The organism is Pinirhizobacter sp. (genome assembly GCF_036499745.1).
In the GTDB taxonomy this organism is placed as follows: domain Bacteria; phylum Pseudomonadota; class Gammaproteobacteria; order Xanthomonadales; family Rhodanobacteraceae; genus Pinirhizobacter.
Genome location: NZ_DASYDG010000030.1, coordinates 47,257 through 64,098, shown reverse-complemented (window position 1 = coordinate 64,098; position 16,842 = coordinate 47,257). Strand labels below are relative to the sequence as shown.

Annotated in this window: 12 protein-coding genes; 4 read left to right on the top strand and 8 right to left on the bottom strand. The window is 61.9% G+C overall.

Going from position 1 to position 16,842, the window contains the following annotated elements:
- Positions 1-83: 83 nt before the first annotated feature.
- Genes VGM61_RS10515 through VGM61_RS10500 form a run of 4 tightly spaced genes read left to right on the top strand, consistent with a single transcriptional unit; the run spans position 84 to position 2,320 of the window.
- Positions 84-497 (top strand): hypothetical protein, encoded by a 414-nt coding sequence (locus tag VGM61_RS10515; RefSeq protein ID WP_331522758.1) that lies wholly within the window; start codon positions 84-86, stop codon positions 495-497.
- The gene (locus VGM61_RS10510) at positions 452-976 is read left to right on the top strand and encodes a GNAT family N-acetyltransferase (RefSeq protein ID WP_331522757.1); all 525 of its coding nucleotides are present in this window, start codon (positions 452-454) and stop codon (positions 974-976) included. Before VGM61_RS10515 ends, VGM61_RS10510 begins: the two co-directional genes overlap by 46 nt.
- Before the next feature lie 10 nt (positions 977-986).
- Positions 987-1,625: a TMEM175 family protein gene (locus VGM61_RS10505; protein ID WP_331522756.1), complete on the top strand. Its 639-nt coding sequence runs from the start codon at positions 987-989 to the stop codon at positions 1,623-1,625.
- 23 nt (positions 1,626-1,648) lie between these two features.
- Positions 1,649-2,320: a DUF1345 domain-containing protein gene (locus tag VGM61_RS10500; protein WP_331522755.1), complete on the top strand. Its 672-nt coding sequence runs from the start codon at positions 1,649-1,651 to the stop codon at positions 2,318-2,320.
- Positions 2,321-2,771: 451 nt separating this feature from the next.
- On the opposite strand, the gene VGM61_RS10495 is transcribed toward VGM61_RS10500, so the two are convergent.
- From VGM61_RS10495 to VGM61_RS10460, 8 genes are all read right to left on the bottom strand, one after another.
- Positions 2,772-4,196, bottom strand: a complete 1,425-nt coding sequence (locus VGM61_RS10495) for a 6-phospho-beta-glucosidase (protein ID WP_331522754.1) — start codon at positions 4,194-4,196, stop codon at positions 2,772-2,774.
- Complete coding sequence (locus tag VGM61_RS10490) at positions 4,174-5,121, bottom strand: carbohydrate kinase family protein (RefSeq protein WP_331522753.1); 948 nt, start codon at positions 5,119-5,121, stop codon at positions 4,174-4,176. Before VGM61_RS10490 ends, VGM61_RS10495 begins: the two co-directional genes overlap by 23 nt.
- Positions 5,100-6,485: an APC family permease gene (locus VGM61_RS10485; RefSeq protein WP_331522752.1), complete on the bottom strand. Its 1,386-nt coding sequence runs from the start codon at positions 6,483-6,485 to the stop codon at positions 5,100-5,102. Before VGM61_RS10485 ends, VGM61_RS10490 begins: the two co-directional genes overlap by 22 nt.
- On the bottom strand, positions 6,485-9,331 hold the full coding sequence (locus tag VGM61_RS10480; RefSeq protein ID WP_331522751.1) for a TonB-dependent receptor: 2,847 nt from the start codon (positions 9,329-9,331) through the stop codon (positions 6,485-6,487). Before VGM61_RS10480 ends, VGM61_RS10485 begins: the two co-directional genes overlap by 1 nt.
- A 555-nt stretch (positions 9,332-9,886) precedes the next feature.
- A complete protein-coding gene (locus tag VGM61_RS10475; protein WP_331522750.1) occupies positions 9,887-10,747 on the bottom strand; it encodes a TauD/TfdA family dioxygenase in 861 nt (286 codons plus the stop codon).
- A complete protein-coding gene (locus VGM61_RS10470; RefSeq protein ID WP_331522749.1) occupies positions 10,744-11,736 on the bottom strand; it encodes an isocyanide synthase family protein in 993 nt (330 codons plus the stop codon). Before VGM61_RS10470 ends, VGM61_RS10475 begins: the two co-directional genes overlap by 4 nt.
- 130 nt (positions 11,737-11,866) lie before the next feature.
- A complete protein-coding gene (locus VGM61_RS10465) occupies positions 11,867-13,780 on the bottom strand; it encodes a beta-galactosidase family protein (protein WP_331522748.1) in 1,914 nt (637 codons plus the stop codon).
- Between the two features lie 45 nt (positions 13,781-13,825).
- A complete protein-coding gene (locus tag VGM61_RS10460) occupies positions 13,826-16,819 on the bottom strand; it encodes a TonB-dependent receptor (RefSeq protein ID WP_331522747.1) in 2,994 nt (997 codons plus the stop codon).
- Positions 16,820-16,842 lie beyond the last annotated feature (23 nt).

Here is a 16,842-nt window from a genome sequence, read left to right as displayed (position 1 = left end):
AGCATCTCAAATGGGGCCGGGGATTGCGGTCCGGTGGTCGGTGGATGTAAAGTGTCCTTGACACTCGGCGGAAGGGGCCGCAGATGGCACGCCAACGCGCTTATAAACGTTACAACCGCACGGTTCTCGTGCTCAGCTTCGCTTACATTGTGCTGCTGTTCGCCGCCGAGGTGGCGATCGGTCGCGGCCATCTTACCGGTCCCCTGGCCTACGTGGTTGCCGTACTGCCGGCTTTGCCGATTATCGGCATCTTCGCCGCGATCGGCCGATACCTGGTGGAAGAGACCGATGAATACATTCGTTTCCTCACCGTGCGGCAGACCCTGATCGCCGGTGGCCTGGCCTTGAGTTTTGCCACCGCCTGGGGCTTCCTGGAAAGCTTCGACCTGGCCCCGCATTTCGATGCCTATTGGATTGCGGTGATCTGGTTCGTTGGCCTGGGCGTCGGTGCGTGCATCAACAAGTTTCTCGGCCACCGGCTCGAAAACGAGGCTTAAGCCTGTCCATGGCCATGGTTTATCGACCGATTGATCCTTCAGATCCTGCCGAGGTTCACGCCTTCAGCCTTTTCTGCGAAAACGCACGGCGGGACTCGACAGAAGGGTATATTCCCGATTCCGATGACGAACGATCGCAGACACGCCTGGAAATCATCGCCCAGCTAACCGGGGATCCGTCGAAGCATCGTTGCATTGCCGGTTTTGATGGCGACACCATGGTGGGCGTGATCCGCCTGAACATGATGACGATCGACAAGCTTCCCGCCTGCCACGTCCGCGCGCTGTGGGTGCACCCGGATCATCGAGGCCGCAGTGTGGCGACAAGGCTCAAGGAGCTCGCCGAAGTATGGGCACGCAGCATGGGTTCGGTCTTGATGGATTCGAATGTCCGCGTTGCCAACGAACGAATGATTGAGCTGAACAAACGGCTGGGTTACGAAGTGGCGCGGCTTAATTTTCGCAAGCGACTTGATTAGGGCGTCCTGCATGTCACCAACACCTTCGCTTGTTCCAGAAGAACATATCCGCCAGCGGCATCTCGATCGCCTGGTGATGATGTCCGATGGCGTGTTCGCCATCGCCTTGACGTTGTCCGCGGTAGAGCTCCGGCCGGAATTCCAGGCAGGTAAATCGTTCTTCGATATATGGGCCTTGCCCCTGGGCGTGTACTTCATGAGTTTCCTGCTGATCGCCGCGGTCTGGATGGCGCATCGGCGGAACCTTGCCCACATGAGCGATGTGGATGGGCCGGCCACGTGGCTGAACCTGTTGTTGCTGAGCCTGGTGGGCCTGCTGCCGGTGGTGGTCCGCTACTTCCTGACCAATGTGGACAACACCACGCATTCGGGCACGGTGGCCTATGGAGCGGTCCTGGCGGCCACCTATGCCAGCCTGGGCCTGGCCTGGGGCTACAGCTCGCTCGTGGCGGGACTGGCGCCGACCCTCTCTCGGAGGCGCTGCCTTTCCTGGCTGGCGGAATACCTTTTCGTGGCCGTGGTCTTCCTTGCCCTGGTGCTATACACGCTTGGCTTTACCTGGGTGGCAATACCCGTGGCAGCGATCGGCATCGGCTTGCGGCTGCTGTCGGTATCGCTTGGCCGTGGTGAGGCCCCCATCAAGGCGTGATTTCAATGGAACGGGAGAATTCAATGACCGACGAAGGACGCGCAGCACCAGGCCATCGAGGCGGATGGTTCAGGCACCTGCGCGCGCGGCCGCGCTGGGCCATTGCCGGTGGTATTTTCCTTGCCCTGCTGGTGATCCTGCTGATGGCGGGCAAGAGCTTCAACCTGGCCTTGCTCACGGCTTTCGATGCCGCAGCGATAAGCTTCCTTGTTTCGATAGCGCATCTGTTCGCCCGCTCGGACAGCAAGAAGATGAAACTCCGCGCCAGGGCGCAGGCGCCGGGCCGATGGGCGGTATTGTGGAGCAGCGTGATTGTGGCCGGCACGGTACTTGTGGCGCTGGCCATTGAACTGGGCAAGGCACACGACAACAGCACCTGGGGCGTGGTGGCGGCGTGCGGCAGCCTGCTGCTCACGTGGTTGTTCTTCAACACCATGTTCGCCATGCACTATGCGTACGACTATTACATGTGCAACAACGGCTCGGAGCGTTTGCAGTTCCCAGGCACGAAGGAACCGGACTACTGGGACTTCCTTTACTTTGCCGCAGTAATCGGCATGTGCTTCCAGGTGTCCGATGTGCAGATCGCCGACCAGTACCTTCGCCGCACGGCCCTGGGGCAAAGCGTGATCGCCTTCTTCTTCAATGTGGTGATCATTGCCATCACCGTCAACGTGGTGGCCAGCCGCGCCTGAGGGGCACCGACATGCTCAAGACCCTGGCCATCTGGTCTCACTTGAAAAGGAGTCGAGCCAGACGAGGGTGCAGGGACAGCGGGATCTGGATGAACCGGCCCGGTGTTGGCCAAGCCGATAACGCTCGGTATGAGTCCTCACCTACCACCGCGAAGGCGCTCACGGGCAGGACCACCCTCGAAGGTGTCACCTTGCCGCTTTATTCAGCCTGGGTAGTCGCTCTGGGGCCGTAACACCGGGTAAAGTGCATACCATCACAGCCAGAGGACATACGCGATGAGTAAGGGCATGGATTCAAAGAAAAGCGACAAGAAGAAGCCCGCCAAGACCATGAAGGAAAAGAAGGCCGCCAAGGACGCGAAGAAGGCTGCGGCGCGCTAGTTGCCATTGGCATAAGGCCCTGCCGCCTTACAGCGGCAGGGCCGGGTCGGTGTGGCTTAACGCCTCACACCTATGGGCGCGCCACGGACCAGGGGATCGGCCCTCCGCACGGACATTCGCCGTCGTCGTGCGCGTGGCCGAACAGGGCTTCGAGCAATGGCTGCGAGGGCGACCATTCACCGACAGCGGGATGGATCAGCATGGCCTTGCGTGCTGTTAGCCAATCACCTGAAAGAGCGGCATCGATCACGGCACGTTCGTAAGCCTTCACCGACTGGACCATGCCGAGCACGGCATCGGGCAGGGCATCGGTGGCTTCGGGCGTAATGGTGTTCCGGTCGATGCGCGAGGCAATCTCCACGATGTCGTCATCGGGCAGGCCTGGGATGGCACCCTGGTTGCGTGTGTTCACAACGATGGTGGCGGGCAGGGCACCGGTGAGGGCGCTCATCACGTCAATGGCGATGCGGTGATAGCCCGAGCTGACACGGAACGGATCGACGTCAAGCTCCACGCCTTCATCGAAGGCGGAGCCGCCTTCCGCCTCGAGCTTCATGTAGCTGCCCGACCGCTGGTTGAGATAGGCCGCATAGGCTTGCACGGCGCCGTGGCCATCGCCGGCATTGAGTTTCGATGTAAGTGAAGCGATTAGCGCAATGTTGAGTTGCTCGATCTCGCCACCCCGGCTGGCACCCTGGCTGCGCTGGTTGGCCAGGGCGCGCTGCCGCTCGTAATAGAAGAACAGGTATTCCGTCGGTATCAGGCGCAGCGACCGGATCATATGCACGTCGAACAGCGGCGCCAGGTACAACTGGCGAAGCAGCGCCTCGTCCTCTAGCAGACGGTCGAACACATCCTGGCCGTTGTGCCATACGCCGCGTACCCAACCCAGGTGGTTCAGGCCCACGTAATCGCAGATCACATCGTCGTTGGGTAACCCCAGCGCGCGGGCGATATTGTGGAAAAGCTCGGTGGGGGTATCACAGATGCCCACAATGCGGGCCCGGGTGTGGCTGCTCACCGCCTGGGTGATCAGGCCTGCCGGATTGGTGAAGTTCACAAGCCACGCCTCGGGGCTGAGCCGTTCCACCAATCGCGCCTGCTCGATGGCTACCGGCACGGTGCGAAGCGCCATGGCGATACCGGCGGGGCCGGTGGTTTCCTGTCCCGGATAACCACGCGTGATGGCAGCCATTTCATCGGCGGCACGCCCGGCGATGCCGCCCACGCGCACGCTGTTCAGGACGAATCGCGAGCCTTCGATGGCTTGCTCGATGCTGCTGGCGCCGCGCACGCGCAAGTGGCCACCGAATTCGGTGACGATGGCCTGGCCAAGCGCCACCATGATGGCCAGCCGCGTGGCATCGGGGTCCCACAACACCATTTCTTCGGCGCCCAGCGCCTGGGCCACCTCGTTCACGCCGTAGACCACCAGCGGTGCGCGCACGCCGCCTCCACCGATCAGGGCGACTTTACCCTCCATAGGTTTGCTCATGAAAACTCCCAAGCTGTTGAATATCTGGCAACCCCGCCAGCGCACCTGCTTCGGTCGCGCATAACGCGCCGCAAATGCAGGCCCGCTCGAGGCATGTGTTTAGATCGCGCCCGTCGAGCAGGGCATCGATGAAGCCTGCATCGAAGGCGTCGCCGGCGCCGGTGGTATCGCGAACGACCACCCTCGGCGGTTTCACCCGCCATGCATGTTCGCGATCCACACCCAATGCACCGGCGGGCCCAAGCTTCAGCGCGCCGTGTCCAAAACCCTCTTTGCGTACGAACCTGGTGAAGGCCTCGTCCTGATCGCTGCCCAGCAGCAGGCCGCACTCTTTCTGGTTCGGCAGGAAATAGTCCACTTCCAGGCAGGTATCCCGGTTCAGTGGATTGCCAAGCCATTCCGGGCTGAAGCCAACGTCCAGCGACGTGGTGCAACCGGCACGTTCCAGCCGTGGCAACAGGCTTTGCGCGATGCCGCGTTCAAGGGGCAGGGCGAAGTGTACGTGGCGCGTGGCGCACAGGTCGGCGATGACATCTTCGTCGGTCAGTAGCTGGCCAAGCTCCGCGTTGGCGCCTTTGTAGGTAAAGAAGCCGCGGTCGTCGTCCATGGAGGCGCTGGCAGTTACCCCGGTGCCCGCCGGATGGGCACGAAGGCCTTGGGTAGAAACGCCGAAATCGCCCAGCCGCGCGGTAAACCATGGCATGTCGACGGCGCCGACCAGGCCGAACAGCCTCACGCTGCGACCCAGCCGCGCCAGCCCACAGGCGGTGTTTACGCTGCCGCCGCCTGGCTCGCGGACATAGCCGCGCGAAAGCACCTCCTCGCCAGGGCGTGGCCAGGATGCCAGGCCGGTGAAGACGTGGTCGATATACACCTCGCCCACGACGGCAACATCGAAGGCGTTCATGGTTGCCTGAAGGGCCATGCCCGCTCCCGCTTTGCCTGGATCAGGAAGACGACGCTGCCACCCAGTAGCGCCAGTGCGCCGGCTGCCACGTGCTTGGGCTGGCCGGTCGCCACGATATACAACCAACCTGCCACGCTGATGACGATCGGCAACGGATAAAGCGGCATCGAGAAGGCGTCAGGGTCGCGGTCGGGACGACGGCGAAGAAGCACCACGGCAAAACACTGCGCGATGAACTGGAACATCACCTGCACCAGGATCAGCACGGCGATGATGTCATCCAGCGACAGCAGGCAGGCGAACGCCGAGGTTACGCCCACGAACACCAGCGACACCGTGGGGAAGGCGCCTCGTGGATGCAGCCGTCCGAATACGGCGAAGAACTGTCCGCTGCGAGCGGCAGCGAACGGCACGCGGGAATAACCCAGCAGCACCACCAGCGCCGATGCCCAGCTTGCCACCAGGATCACCAGCACCGCGGTGGTGCTGCCGGCGGGGCCGTAGATGGTCTGCATGAAATCGGCTACCACCGCCTTCGAGTGTGCCGCCACGTTCCATGGCAACACGCCAAGGATGGTGATGTTGAGCCCGAGGTAAAGCACCGCCACCAGTGGGATCGAACAAAGCACGGCAAGGGGAATGGTGCGGCGGGGCTGCTTCATCTCCCCACCGAGCATGCACACGTTGTTGTAGCCGCCGTAATCGTACACGGCGATCAGCGCCACCGCGCCCAGTCCCAGCCAGAAGCCGTGCGGGTCGGGATTTTCCATGTTGAGGAAATTGCCGGCCAGGCGAGTGTCGAAGTGCAGTACCCCGCTGGCGACGATCCAGGCGCACGCGCCCAGTACCAGCACGGTGATCAGGATGGAGAGCTTCTGTACCGAGCCCACGCGCCGATACAGCAGGGCGGTGTTGAGCAGGCATAATGCGGCGGCCACGGCCGATTGTTGCCAGCGCGCCATTCCCGGGATGAGAAAGGCCAGGTACTGCGCGAAACCCACCGAGGCTGAGCCAATGGAGAGTGGCGCGGCCAGCAACGTCTGCCACAGGTAAAGGAAGCCGAACAGTTTGCCGAAACTGTCCCGTCCATAGGCTTCGCGCACGTAGTGATAGGGGCCGCCCGACTTCGGTATGGCCGAGCCCAGTTCCGCCCACACCAGGCCGTCGCACAGGCAGAGGAAGGCCCCGGCCACCCAACCCAACAGCACCTGGGGTCCCGCCAGCGCGGTCAACGCCAGCGGGATGGTAATGAACGGCCCGATGCCGATCATGTTCAGGACGTTGGCCGACAACCCGCCCCAGAAACCGATGACGCGCGGAGGCGTCGTCGGAAAACCCGTTGCTGTCGTCGCTTCGATGTCCAGGCGTGGGCGGCTCTGCACTAGAACGAGTACTTCAAGGTCAGCAGGGTGGTTCGCCCCGCCTGCACGATATCGCTGATCGCCAGGTCATGCCTACCGATGTGCGACCAATAGCTGTAGTTCCGGGTCAGGTTCGATACCGACAGATCCACCCGGAAGCGTGGATCGAACTCGTAGCCGGCATGCAGGTCCACCCTGCGGATCGGCCTTACCCACAGGTCGTCCCAGGGGGAGCCCTGGTTGAGGAAGTCGTAGGTGGAGAGAAAAGAGCTGGCGTAGTGGTAGCCAAGATCAAGGTCGAAGCCATTCTTTTCGTAGAACACCTGGGCGTTGCCCAGCACGTTCGGAGCGCTCTGCAGCCGCTCATTCTCGAAGCCTTCGATACCAAGATCCACGCGGGACTTCTGGCGTGTGTAATTCACCGACACACCCAGTCCATCGAAGGGCTCGGGGAGGTTCTGGAACTTCTGCCGCAAAGACACTTCCAGTCCATACACCTTGCCGTCGCCACCATTGGTCGGGGTCTTGGTGAGTACGGTGCCTTCGCCAGAGGTATTGGGGTTCGCCTGTCCACCGCCGCTGTCGTAGATGTAGTCGTGAAGTTGCTTGTAGAACGCCGCCACTGAGGCGAAACCGCCCTGGTCGGTCGTCCACTGGCCGGAAAGGTCAAGGTTCGTCGACTTGATCGGCTTCAGGTTCGGATTACCCTCGGTGATGGTGGTGACGCCATCGGAGATGCTCACCTGTGAGCCACCGCCCAGCTGCACGAAGGCCGGGCGGGTGTAGCTCATCCACACCGAACCGCGATACACGGAGTTCGCCGTGGGGCGCCAGCTGGCCGCGATACTGGGCAATGGTTCGTTGTATACGGTGCGGTTGTTTGAGAAATGACCGGTCACCGGATTGCCGTCGGCGTCGTCGGCAGGCGTGGTCCAGAAGGTGTTGTTGATCGAGGTGTGCTCTAAACGCACGCCAGGGATGATCTCAAGGTTGCCCACGTCGAACGTTGCCATGGCATAAGCTGCGCTAACGGCTTCGGTGCCGCGCATGGTGTTGCAGTTGTAGTTGTTGATGTAATTGCTGCCGCAGGTGTCCAGCTCGTCGTCGGCGAAGTTGGCGCGGATCAGGTCCACCACGGCGGCATGGTTCACCTTCGGTGTTTGCCACAGGTACTTATCGGGGAATATCGATGAATAGCTCCCGTTGAAGATGCCCAGGTCGCCCAGGGTCGTCACGCCGTCGTTGATGCCGGATGTGGACCAGTCGCGGTTGGTGAATTCCCGGGAGCTGTCGGTATATTTGACGCCGAACTTGACCGAGGAAAGCGCGCCGCCATCGAAGTCGTACTGGAAATCGACCGCGGCGCCGCCTTTCTTCTGGCCCGATCGCGATTTGGTCAGCTCGCCGCTGTCATTGGCCCACATGGCCGGAACGTTGTTCACCGAATTCTGCAGGCCTGGCGTCAGCAGCGGGTAGGGGAAGCCGTCCTTGCCGTAAGTGGTGAGCGAGCTTCCACCGAAGGCGAAGTTGTCCTGGGAATATTTGTCCTCGCGGCCGTCGATCTCCACGTGCGCCGGGCGGTCGTTGTGCCCGTAGCTGTAGAACAACTTCGGTGAGATCGTCCAACCACCCGCCCGCTTGTCCGCGCCGAACTGGAAGGTGGCGATGTCGGCGCGTTCGGGATTGGTTTCGTACCAGAAACGGTTGGCGATGCGGCCGATATTCGGCACGTAGCCGCCTGACCCATCCGGTACGTAGGTAACGTCCTGCGGCAGGAGCTGGTTGTAGGTGGTGTCCTGCTCTGTTTTTGCATAGGCGTAAGTAGCGCGGGCGTAGACGTCGAGCGTGTCGTCCACCTTCCAGTTGAAGGCGATATTGCCGCCGTAGCGTCGTTCGAAGCCCGAGGCGATGCCGGCGTTCAGGCCAGTACTGGTGAGGTTTCGTGCCGGGTTGTAGCCAGGCGCGCTGGTACCGTCGGCATTGGTATGGGCGAATTCCCACGAGCCATCATTCGACGCGCTTTCGGCGGCGCCCACCTCGCTGTTGGCGATATTTCGGTAGTCGTAATAGCCGCTGGCATAAATGCCGAACTGGTGTTCGCTGCCGAACTTGGTCTGGAACTCGCCCGCCAGGCCCCCGCCGAGCCCGCTGCCGCCGTACTTCCTTGCCTGGCTCTCCGAACGGCCGCTGGCGGTGATGCTGCCGCTGGTGTCCTTGGCGAAATCGAACGCCGTGGGCGTGCGGAAATCAATGGTGCCGCCGATGGCGTCGCCATCCATGTCCGCCATCGAGGTCTTGTTGATCACGATGGTCTGCAGGCCCGACGGCGGCAGCAGCGACAGCTGTACGCTCCGGCTATAGGGCATGCCCTGGGCCACATCGATGCCGTCGATCAGGTTCACGTTGTACTCCGACGGCAAGCCGCGCACCGAGGCGAACATGCCTTCGCCGCGTGCCGCGCCATCGATGCCGCCGAAATAACCGGTGCCTGTGGTAGTGACATTCACACCGGGCATCAGGCCCAGCGCTTCGGCCACGTTGTGCACGGCGGTGTGCTGCAGGTCGCTGGCGGAAAGCACGTCTACCGTGTTCTGCGCATTCATCTGCAAGGTGCTCGCGTCGTAGCGGTTGGCCACGACTGATACCGCTTTGAGTGTCTTGGCCTGGGCCACCTGCGGCTTGGTTGCCGGTTTGCCCGGCGTTACCTGCTCATCGGCCTGTGCGGCGGCAGGTGCCGGGACCGGAGCGGTGGCCTGTTGTGCTGATGTGGTCTGGGCGATCAAAGGCCCTGACACCAATGCAGTGCCCAGTGCGGCCAGGACGGCCAGGTTCAAACGGTTCCTGCGGATATTCCTTTGCTTGTTCATGTGAACTCCCCACCCGATGCGTGACGGCCATGACGGGCAGGCGCCCGCCATCGGAGAACACTGTTCGCGCTTATCGGGGAGTCGTTTTTCTTGAACCCATAGCTGGCCGACACGTGCCATGCATCCGCAAGGAGGCGCGGCAATGTGTTGTTAAGGACAGCCGGGAAACGAGCCGATCAGGTCAAACAGCCGCTGCTTCAGGCTGAGAACGGCGGGGAATAGCCGGCCAGGCACTTCGACCGGGAGCGCAGGGCGCTGAGCTTGGCACGGGAGCGAACGCGGGCACGAATCGCAACGAAGGGCAACCGCGTCCGCTCATGAGCGGGTATGCAGCCAAACCCTTGCATTGCCGGACAACCATGCCCCATCAGGAAAACCCCAGGTGCGTAGATCCGTTTTTGCCGGAATTCGACATGACGGGAATGGCCGGACGGTAACGCACCATGATCGGACGCGTCAACTGGCCATCCGGATGGTTTTTCTTCCGTGCTGCAGCATTTGGCCGTCCAATGGGCCGCCACACCAGCGGGCGTGGCGGCTGCCATCAGGATTTCTTCAACGTGCAAGGCCCGTGTTGACCAGCACCGGCTCGGCATGGATATGTACCCGTTGCAGGTGCCTGCTCGAACCGTGTGCGAACGCGTTCCTGCCGTGCAGAAGTGTGAGATTGTCGGCGATCAGAATGTCACCGGTTCGCCATGCGTGCTCGTAGCGATGGGCAGGATCGGCCAGGGCACGATGCAAACAGGCAATGTTCTCGTGCATCGACGCCTGGTCGAGTCCGTCGTAGGTAACGGTATTGGGGTTCCTGAAGTCCGGGATGTTATCGGTAGGTGGGCTGTACCGAAGCGTCTGGACGCGATAAACCGGGTGTTCGACCACCAGGGCGCTGCGCACGCAACCACCATAGTGGGATACGGCAGGCATGCGGCTGGTGGTTTTTATGGCACGCCATTTTTCAAGAACGGATGCATCGGCATCTTCAAGCAGGCTTACCGTATCGACGAAGACAGTCTCACCGCCCTTGTCCAACTGGCCAGCGTCCACGCAATAAAACACCTGGAACTCCGGGATGGTCGGCATGTACATGCCGTCCCAATGCAGCGGTAGCGATGATGAATCGTAGATGCTGTCGCGCGATTCGTTTTTTTCCACGAGGTTGAGCACCTCACCGTAGGACGCCGTCATGATCTGGCCCCAACGGCGGGCAAAATCGGCGAGCGCCAGGCCAGTGGACTGGTTGGCAAACCCCCGGAGCAGGACGAGCTTGCTGTCCCGCGTCAGTGCGCGGAGGTGATCCACGGGTATGTCCAGGCAGTCCATGGCCGGATCATCCGGCGTAACGAGGGTGCCGAACGATGCGAGCGAGGCCGTCGACACCTGCCGATGGAGGAATGGGGTCGTCGTTCTGTTCACGGGAATACACCTTGGCTTTGCGTTTGCTCGATGACGAAATGGGAAGGACGGCCGTCGACGTGCTCCACTCGCGCACCCGCACGCTCGGCCTCCTCTCGTTTCATCAACCTGAGCTGCCCGCCGACATCCACGGCAACCCCGTGCCAGGGAGTGAGCCAACTGTCTGCGCAGTCCGACAGGTGGATGCCGAATTTTGGCGAATCCGGTGCCTGCGGATGGATGGATAGACGCAGGGCGCCTGGAAAAACCTCGTCCAGCAAATTGCCCCACGCCCGGCTGCGTCGAACCACCTCGATGGCACGTTGTTTTGAATCCGCCTGCAGCGCGGTACGCGAGCCCTCATAGCCCGGTGTCAACCCATCTTCGAACATGAAACGGGTGATGGCGCGATAGTGGGCCCGGCCGATTTCGTCTGCCATGAGTTCGGCGCGTATGTTATCTGCGCCTGTCCCGTGACGATCCATCAGCTTCGTACGGGCCCCCTCAAAATCGACGCTGGCATGATCGGCGGGAAGCAGATCGTGAAGGTTTACTATCTGGATGTGCAATGGCGCTATGGCCGCGACGAGTTTGCGTAGTTCATCCTGGTACTCCGCCACGGTCGTGTCCGGGACACGGATCGTGTCGGCGAAGACGTGGCCGTCGGCGCACAGGATGATTCGTGCACCCGGCTGGTAGTGTCTTGTGATCCGCTCGCACAGGTTGGCCAGGAATGTGAGGGCGATCCGCTCGGCCGTATCGGGCAGGCTGCCGAGAACCTTTCGGGGATTGGGGGATTTTGCCGGGAAGGCGGGAAGGACGAAGGTCAGCGGCGTCGCGCATTCGATGGCTTTTTGCAGCCTGGGCAACTGGTGTTCCACCACGATCGCGCTGTCATCCCTGGCATCTGGACGACGTCTGAAGGGCAGTAGTTCGTCCAGGACTTTGACGGCGATCGCGCGTGGCGAAATATTCGAGTGTTGTTCGCATAAGGAATGCTTTACGTCCATGTGGGTCTTCCCTCTCTTCCAGCCGCATCTGCGGTGAAAAGGGAAGTTACGCGCCCGTAGGCAACCTTGTTGCCGTCGACTCGTGACCTTTCGTGTACGGCGGGGCCAAGGTTCCGTGTAGGGCTTTGCGCTACGGGTTTGTCTTGACCTGGCTGTACCGCGGATTGCTGTCGCCGGCGATGGTTGCCCCACCACCTCTTCCAGTGACGTCCAGAACAATGATGTCGTTACTACCTTGCCTGAGCCATGACGCGGGCACGTAAAGCGTCTTCTGTGGCCCGATGTTCCAGAAGCGACCGACATCGTGTCCATTGATCCACAGGTGGCCAAGCGTCCATCCGGACATGTCCAGGAAAGTACCGGCACCGGCGGAGGCCTTGAACGTGCCTCGCCAGAACGCAGGCTGCGCCGCCGGCGCTGCTACCGGCGCCTTGAAGCGGAGCGCTGATAGATCGTCCAGTGGCAGGCTGTAGGCCTTCCAGTCGAAGAGGTCTTCATTGGCTGCGCGCGGCGTGCGGATCAGTCCCTTGGCTTCATCGGGTAAGTCTGGCCCGTAGTTCACCCGCCCCATGTTCTCCACCAGCAACCCCAGCGTGCTTCCGGCTGCTAGGTCGACATTCGCTTCATGTTGGCCCAGGCGACGATCGATCGTCCCGATCACCTTGCCGTTGCCTATGACGGTGACAAAATCCCGGGCCGAGCGGATGTCGATCGGCCCGTGGATGCCGTGATCGAGTTTCTTCTTGTACAGCACATACCCATGCTCCTGGCCAAGGCGCTCCATGCCCTGGACCCGATGCATCGTATTCGCCTTCGATAGCACCGGCAGTGCTTCGGTGAGCGGAAGCCAGGATGTCAGCTTGAACGGCCCGATGGCCTGGGTTGCCGAAGGTGGCGGTGGAGCAGGAATGGATTCGCCTTCGGGAAGATGTGCGGCGATCACCTTGCGCAGCAGGTTGTACTTCGGACCATAGCGGCCGGCTTCGTCGATCGGTGCATCGTAGTCGTAACTGGTGGTGGTGGGCATGTACGAAGCGGCGCCGCCGTTGGCGCCGGCCATCCAGCCGAAGTTGCTGCCGCCATCGACCATGTACAGATTGAAGGAAATACCCTGTGACAGGAACCAGTCCACGACACGCGCGGCCATCTCCGGCGAGCGCGTATGGTGCGGCTCGCCCCAATGGTCGAACCAGCCGTCCCAATATTCACCGGCCATCTTCGGCATGCCGGCAAGGTAGGGTTCGCTTTCCTTGAACGCAGCCTGCGCGTCGGCCACGTCCCCGTCGAAATTCACGACCGACTGCATGCCCGGCAGGCTGCCCGACTCGAGCATGTCGGGGCCCGGCCCGTTGGAGGTAAACAACGGCAGGTCGAAACCGGCCTGGACCATCTGCTTGTGGATCGCTTCCAGGTAATCGTGATCGTCACCATAGGAGCCGTATTCGTTCTCCACCTGCATCATCAGGATCGGGCCACCATGGCTGGACAGCAGTGGCGCCAGTTCCTGGTGCAATCTGTTGAACCAAGCCTGGCTAGCAGCCATGAAGCGCGGATCGAGGCTTCGCACGCGAAGCCCCGGCGTTGCCAGCAGCCAGCCCGGCATGCCACCGAAGTCCCACTCCGCGCATACGTACGGCCCGGGCCGTACGATCACGTTCAGGCCCTCTTCGGCCGCGGTGCGGATGAAGGCCGCGATATCGCCATTGCCGGTGAAATCGAACTTGCCTGGTTTGGGTTCGTTGACGTTCCAGAAGGCATAAGTGGTGATGGCATTGAGCCCCATCGCCCGAGCCTTGCGCAGGCGGTCATGCCATTCGTCGCGCGGGATGCGAGGGTAGTGCATCTCGCCCGATCGGATCAGGTAGGGTTTTCCGTCAAGCAGGAATTGCCCGCCCGCGATGGCGAAGTGTGCACCCCTCGATTGCCCGATGGCACGTTCGGCGACGCCGCCGCCAGCCTGGGCCGGAGTACCTGCGATCGTGAGCATGGCTGCCGCAACAAGGGCCCTGGCGATCGGCGCACCCGGCCAGACGGATCGGACCATGTTGCGCGTGCCATGTACGGCCGAGCCCACCATCGGCGGCACCTGTCAGTAGTCGTAAGTCACCGAGAATCGCACATAACGCGGGTCCTGCAGTACCAGCGGCGTGCCGTACAGCGGGTTCGGGGTACCGGTGGCGTCATAGTAGAAGTGCGGGTTGATGTTCAGGGTTGGCTGGTTGTTGGTGACGTTGAATACATCCAGGTGGAAGCCGAGCTTTTGCGCGGCGAAGTCCGGCGTGTAATTCACGCCCAGGTCCAGTTGCTTCTGCCAGGGCAGGTTCCCGGTAGAGCCCGGCGGCGCGGGCACGCCGTTGCAGAAGTGATAGTTGGAATTGTAGCCGGCCGGATCGCCGTTCTCGGCGCCAAACAGGCCAAGGCACGCCTTGGGGCTACCCGAAATCAGTGACAGGTTCGCCGACACCATCCATTCGGGCGTGAACTGGTAGTAGCCATAGGCCTTGAGCTGGTGCTTGTGGTTGTTGCCCTGAAGGCCATTGCTGTAAACCATCAGCGAAGGGAAATCCCAGTCTTCCGATTGCGATGGCCCGGCCGACTGCACATTCGATTGGGTGAGTCCTTCGGTGTTGCCATAACTGCGCGAATAGGTGTAATCCAGCCGCCCATACCAGTGGCCGTCGTAAGGATGTTCCAGGAAGGTATCAAGCGCGTAGTAGTTGCGCTTGATGTGCGGGAAGCCAAGTTCGCGGTTGCTGAGCGTGATGTCGTGGTGTGCCCCGGTATCGTCGGCCACCACGAAAGTATTGGCCTTGCCGGGGTTGATCAGGTAACAACTGTTGACCGAGCCCACCGTGATGCCACGTGCCTGCGCCGCGGCGGTGATAAGGTCGACATCGCAGAAGTCGTCGATGCCGGTGCGCAGCACGCGCCGCGAAGCCTTGGCGCCGTAGACCCAGTCGGTGCCGAGCGTCTTGGAGAATCCGAGCAGGAATTCGTCCTGGTACTCGCTCTTCAGGCCCTTGGCGGTGACAGTCTTGGGGTCGGGCAGCACGCCGTAGGCATTGTTGGCCGAGACCGGCCCGGACATCTGGGTGAGGCCGGTAGGCGTGCCGTCGGCGGTGATGCCGCCATAGGTATAGTACTGGCTGGTGCTCACGTAGGCGCCCGCGGCGCTGAGCGCCGGTGCCAGCGGCGAGCCCAGGTAATAGCGGCCGGCATTGCCGAATACCTTGAACGAAGAATCGCCGTCCACGTCCCAGCTGAAGCCAAGGCGCGGGGCCCACTGCGGCCGCGTCTGCTCGATGTAGGCATCGCCATGGGCGTTGTAGTTGGTGAAGGCATCGTTACGCAGGCCCAGGGAAAGCAGCAGGCGGTCGGTCACTTGCCATGCGTCTTCCAGATACTGGGCGCGCTCGGTGCTTCGCACGCTGGCTACGGAGTTCGAGACATTCTTCATCACATAGTAACCGCCCTCGCCGTTGGCGAAGGCGCCGGGCGCACCCACTCCCAGGCTCGGCGCCAGCGGATTGTTGGGCAGCGTGGTAAATCCGTATGACCAGGAATAACCTGGCCCCGACGTATGCGATCCCTGGTTCACCGCCTGGGCGGTGAGGTTGTCGATGCCTGCGGTGATCGTGTGGTTGCCCACGGCCCAGGCCAGGCTCAAGCGCAGGTTGTTCGAGGTATTTCCCTGCTTCGGATCAAAGATGCTGGTGGTGGTCTGGCCGCTGCTGCGGGCGCCACCGCCGGTGATCGCCGGGTTCTGGTTCTCGGTACCGGTGACGTAGGTCAGCGCGTCGTTGTATCCCACCGGCGATTGATAAGCCTGGGTGCGCATCTTGCCGTACTGCGCGGTAAGGGTAAGGCTGTCGGTAAGATAACCGGTGTACTTGGCGTTCCACAGGTCGCCACCGGTTTTGATTTCGTCCATATGGCCAAGCTGCCTGCCGCGCCTCAAGGCATTGAAATCGTAGTTGTAGATATCGCCGTTGGTCGTGCGCTTGTTCGACGCACCGGTGAGTTCAAGGATATTGCTGTCGCTGATGTTCCAGTCGAGCTTGGCGTACCACTTCGGTGCCTTGTAGGTGTAGTGGGTGGCTGGGCTACTGGAGGTCACCGTGCCCACCGAGGTGCCTTCGGTCTTCTGCATCTCCGCCGAGGCGAAGAAAAACAGCTTGTCCCTGATCAGTGGACCACCGAAGTACGCGTCGTACACCGTGTTCCACATGCGGTTCTGCTTTCGCGGATCGTACAGGTTGCCCGCCACGGGCGTGGGCGGAAGGCCATTGGCGTAATACGTGCTGTCGTAGGATGCCCGCGTGGACGCAGGGTCCCAGCTCACCTTGCCGCCGAAGTGCCATTCGTTGCTGCCGCGTTTGCCTACCATGTTGATCACGCCGCCATCGGAACGGCCGTACTGTGCACTATAGCCGCCGGTGTACACCTCTTCCTGGTCGATCGAACCATAGGGCAGGGTGAGGCCGCCGGCCGATTGCAGTGGGTCGGTAGTGTTGAATCCGTTGATGTAGTACGCGTTCTCATTGGCGGCCGACCCGCCAAAACTGGCCAGCGAGCCGCCGGTGGCGCTGGTGAATCCGCCGGCGTTGCCCACGACACCAGGCGCGAGCTTGGCAACGGACTCCGCCGAATAACCCAGCGGCAGTTTCGCCAGTTGCTGCGCCGTGATCACCGTGCGCGAATCGACGCTGGTGACATCGATGCTGGGCACTGCGCTGGCCGATACCTGTACACCGGAAAGGTCTTGCGCCTGTTGCGCCACGAAGGAGACATCGGTGGCCACGCCCACGCGCAGGTCGATATCTTTTCGCTCTTGCGTTACCGCGCCATGCTGCTTCAGCGACACGGTGTAACGCCCCAGCGGCAGCTGGTTGATCGCATAGCGCCCACGGCCATCGACGGGCACATCGCGCTGGAAGCCGTTGCTGCTCTGGACGGTGACGGTGTCGCCCGACCCGGGCGCCACCTGGCCGACGATGCCGCCGGTGGTGGACTGGGCAAGTGCGTGACCTGCACCGAGTGAAGCCATGATCAACAGGCAGAGCCTGCGTTTTGAAACCTTCATGAGTGTCTCCCGTGTTCGCGTGG

Excerpts from the sequence above, each read along its gene's own strand:
- VGM61_RS10500 (WP_331522755.1), top strand. The coding sequence starts at position 1,649 with ATGACCGACGAAGGACGCGCAGCACCAGGCCATCGAGGCGGATGGTTC.
- VGM61_RS10460 (WP_331522747.1), bottom strand. The coding sequence starts at position 16,819 with ATGAAGGTTTCAAAACGCAGGCTCTGCCTGTTGATCATGGCTTCACTC.
- VGM61_RS10480 (WP_331522751.1), bottom strand. The coding sequence starts at position 9,331 with ATGAACAAGCAAAGGAATATCCGCAGGAACCGTTTGAACCTGGCCGTC.
- VGM61_RS10505 (WP_331522756.1), top strand. The coding sequence starts at position 987 with ATGTCACCAACACCTTCGCTTGTTCCAGAAGAACATATCCGCCAGCGG.
- VGM61_RS10470 (WP_331522749.1), bottom strand. The coding sequence starts at position 11,736 with ATGGACGTAAAGCATTCCTTATGCGAACAACACTCGAATATTTCGCCA.
- VGM61_RS10490 (WP_331522753.1), bottom strand. The coding sequence starts at position 5,121 with ATGGCCCTTCAGGCAACCATGAACGCCTTCGATGTTGCCGTCGTGGGC.
- VGM61_RS10515 (WP_331522758.1), top strand. The coding sequence starts at position 84 with ATGGCACGCCAACGCGCTTATAAACGTTACAACCGCACGGTTCTCGTG.
- VGM61_RS10465 (WP_331522748.1), bottom strand. The coding sequence starts at position 13,780 with ATGGTCCGATCCGTCTGGCCGGGTGCGCCGATCGCCAGGGCCCTTGTT.
- VGM61_RS10495 (WP_331522754.1), bottom strand. The coding sequence starts at position 4,196 with ATGAGCAAACCTATGGAGGGTAAAGTCGCCCTGATCGGTGGAGGCGGC.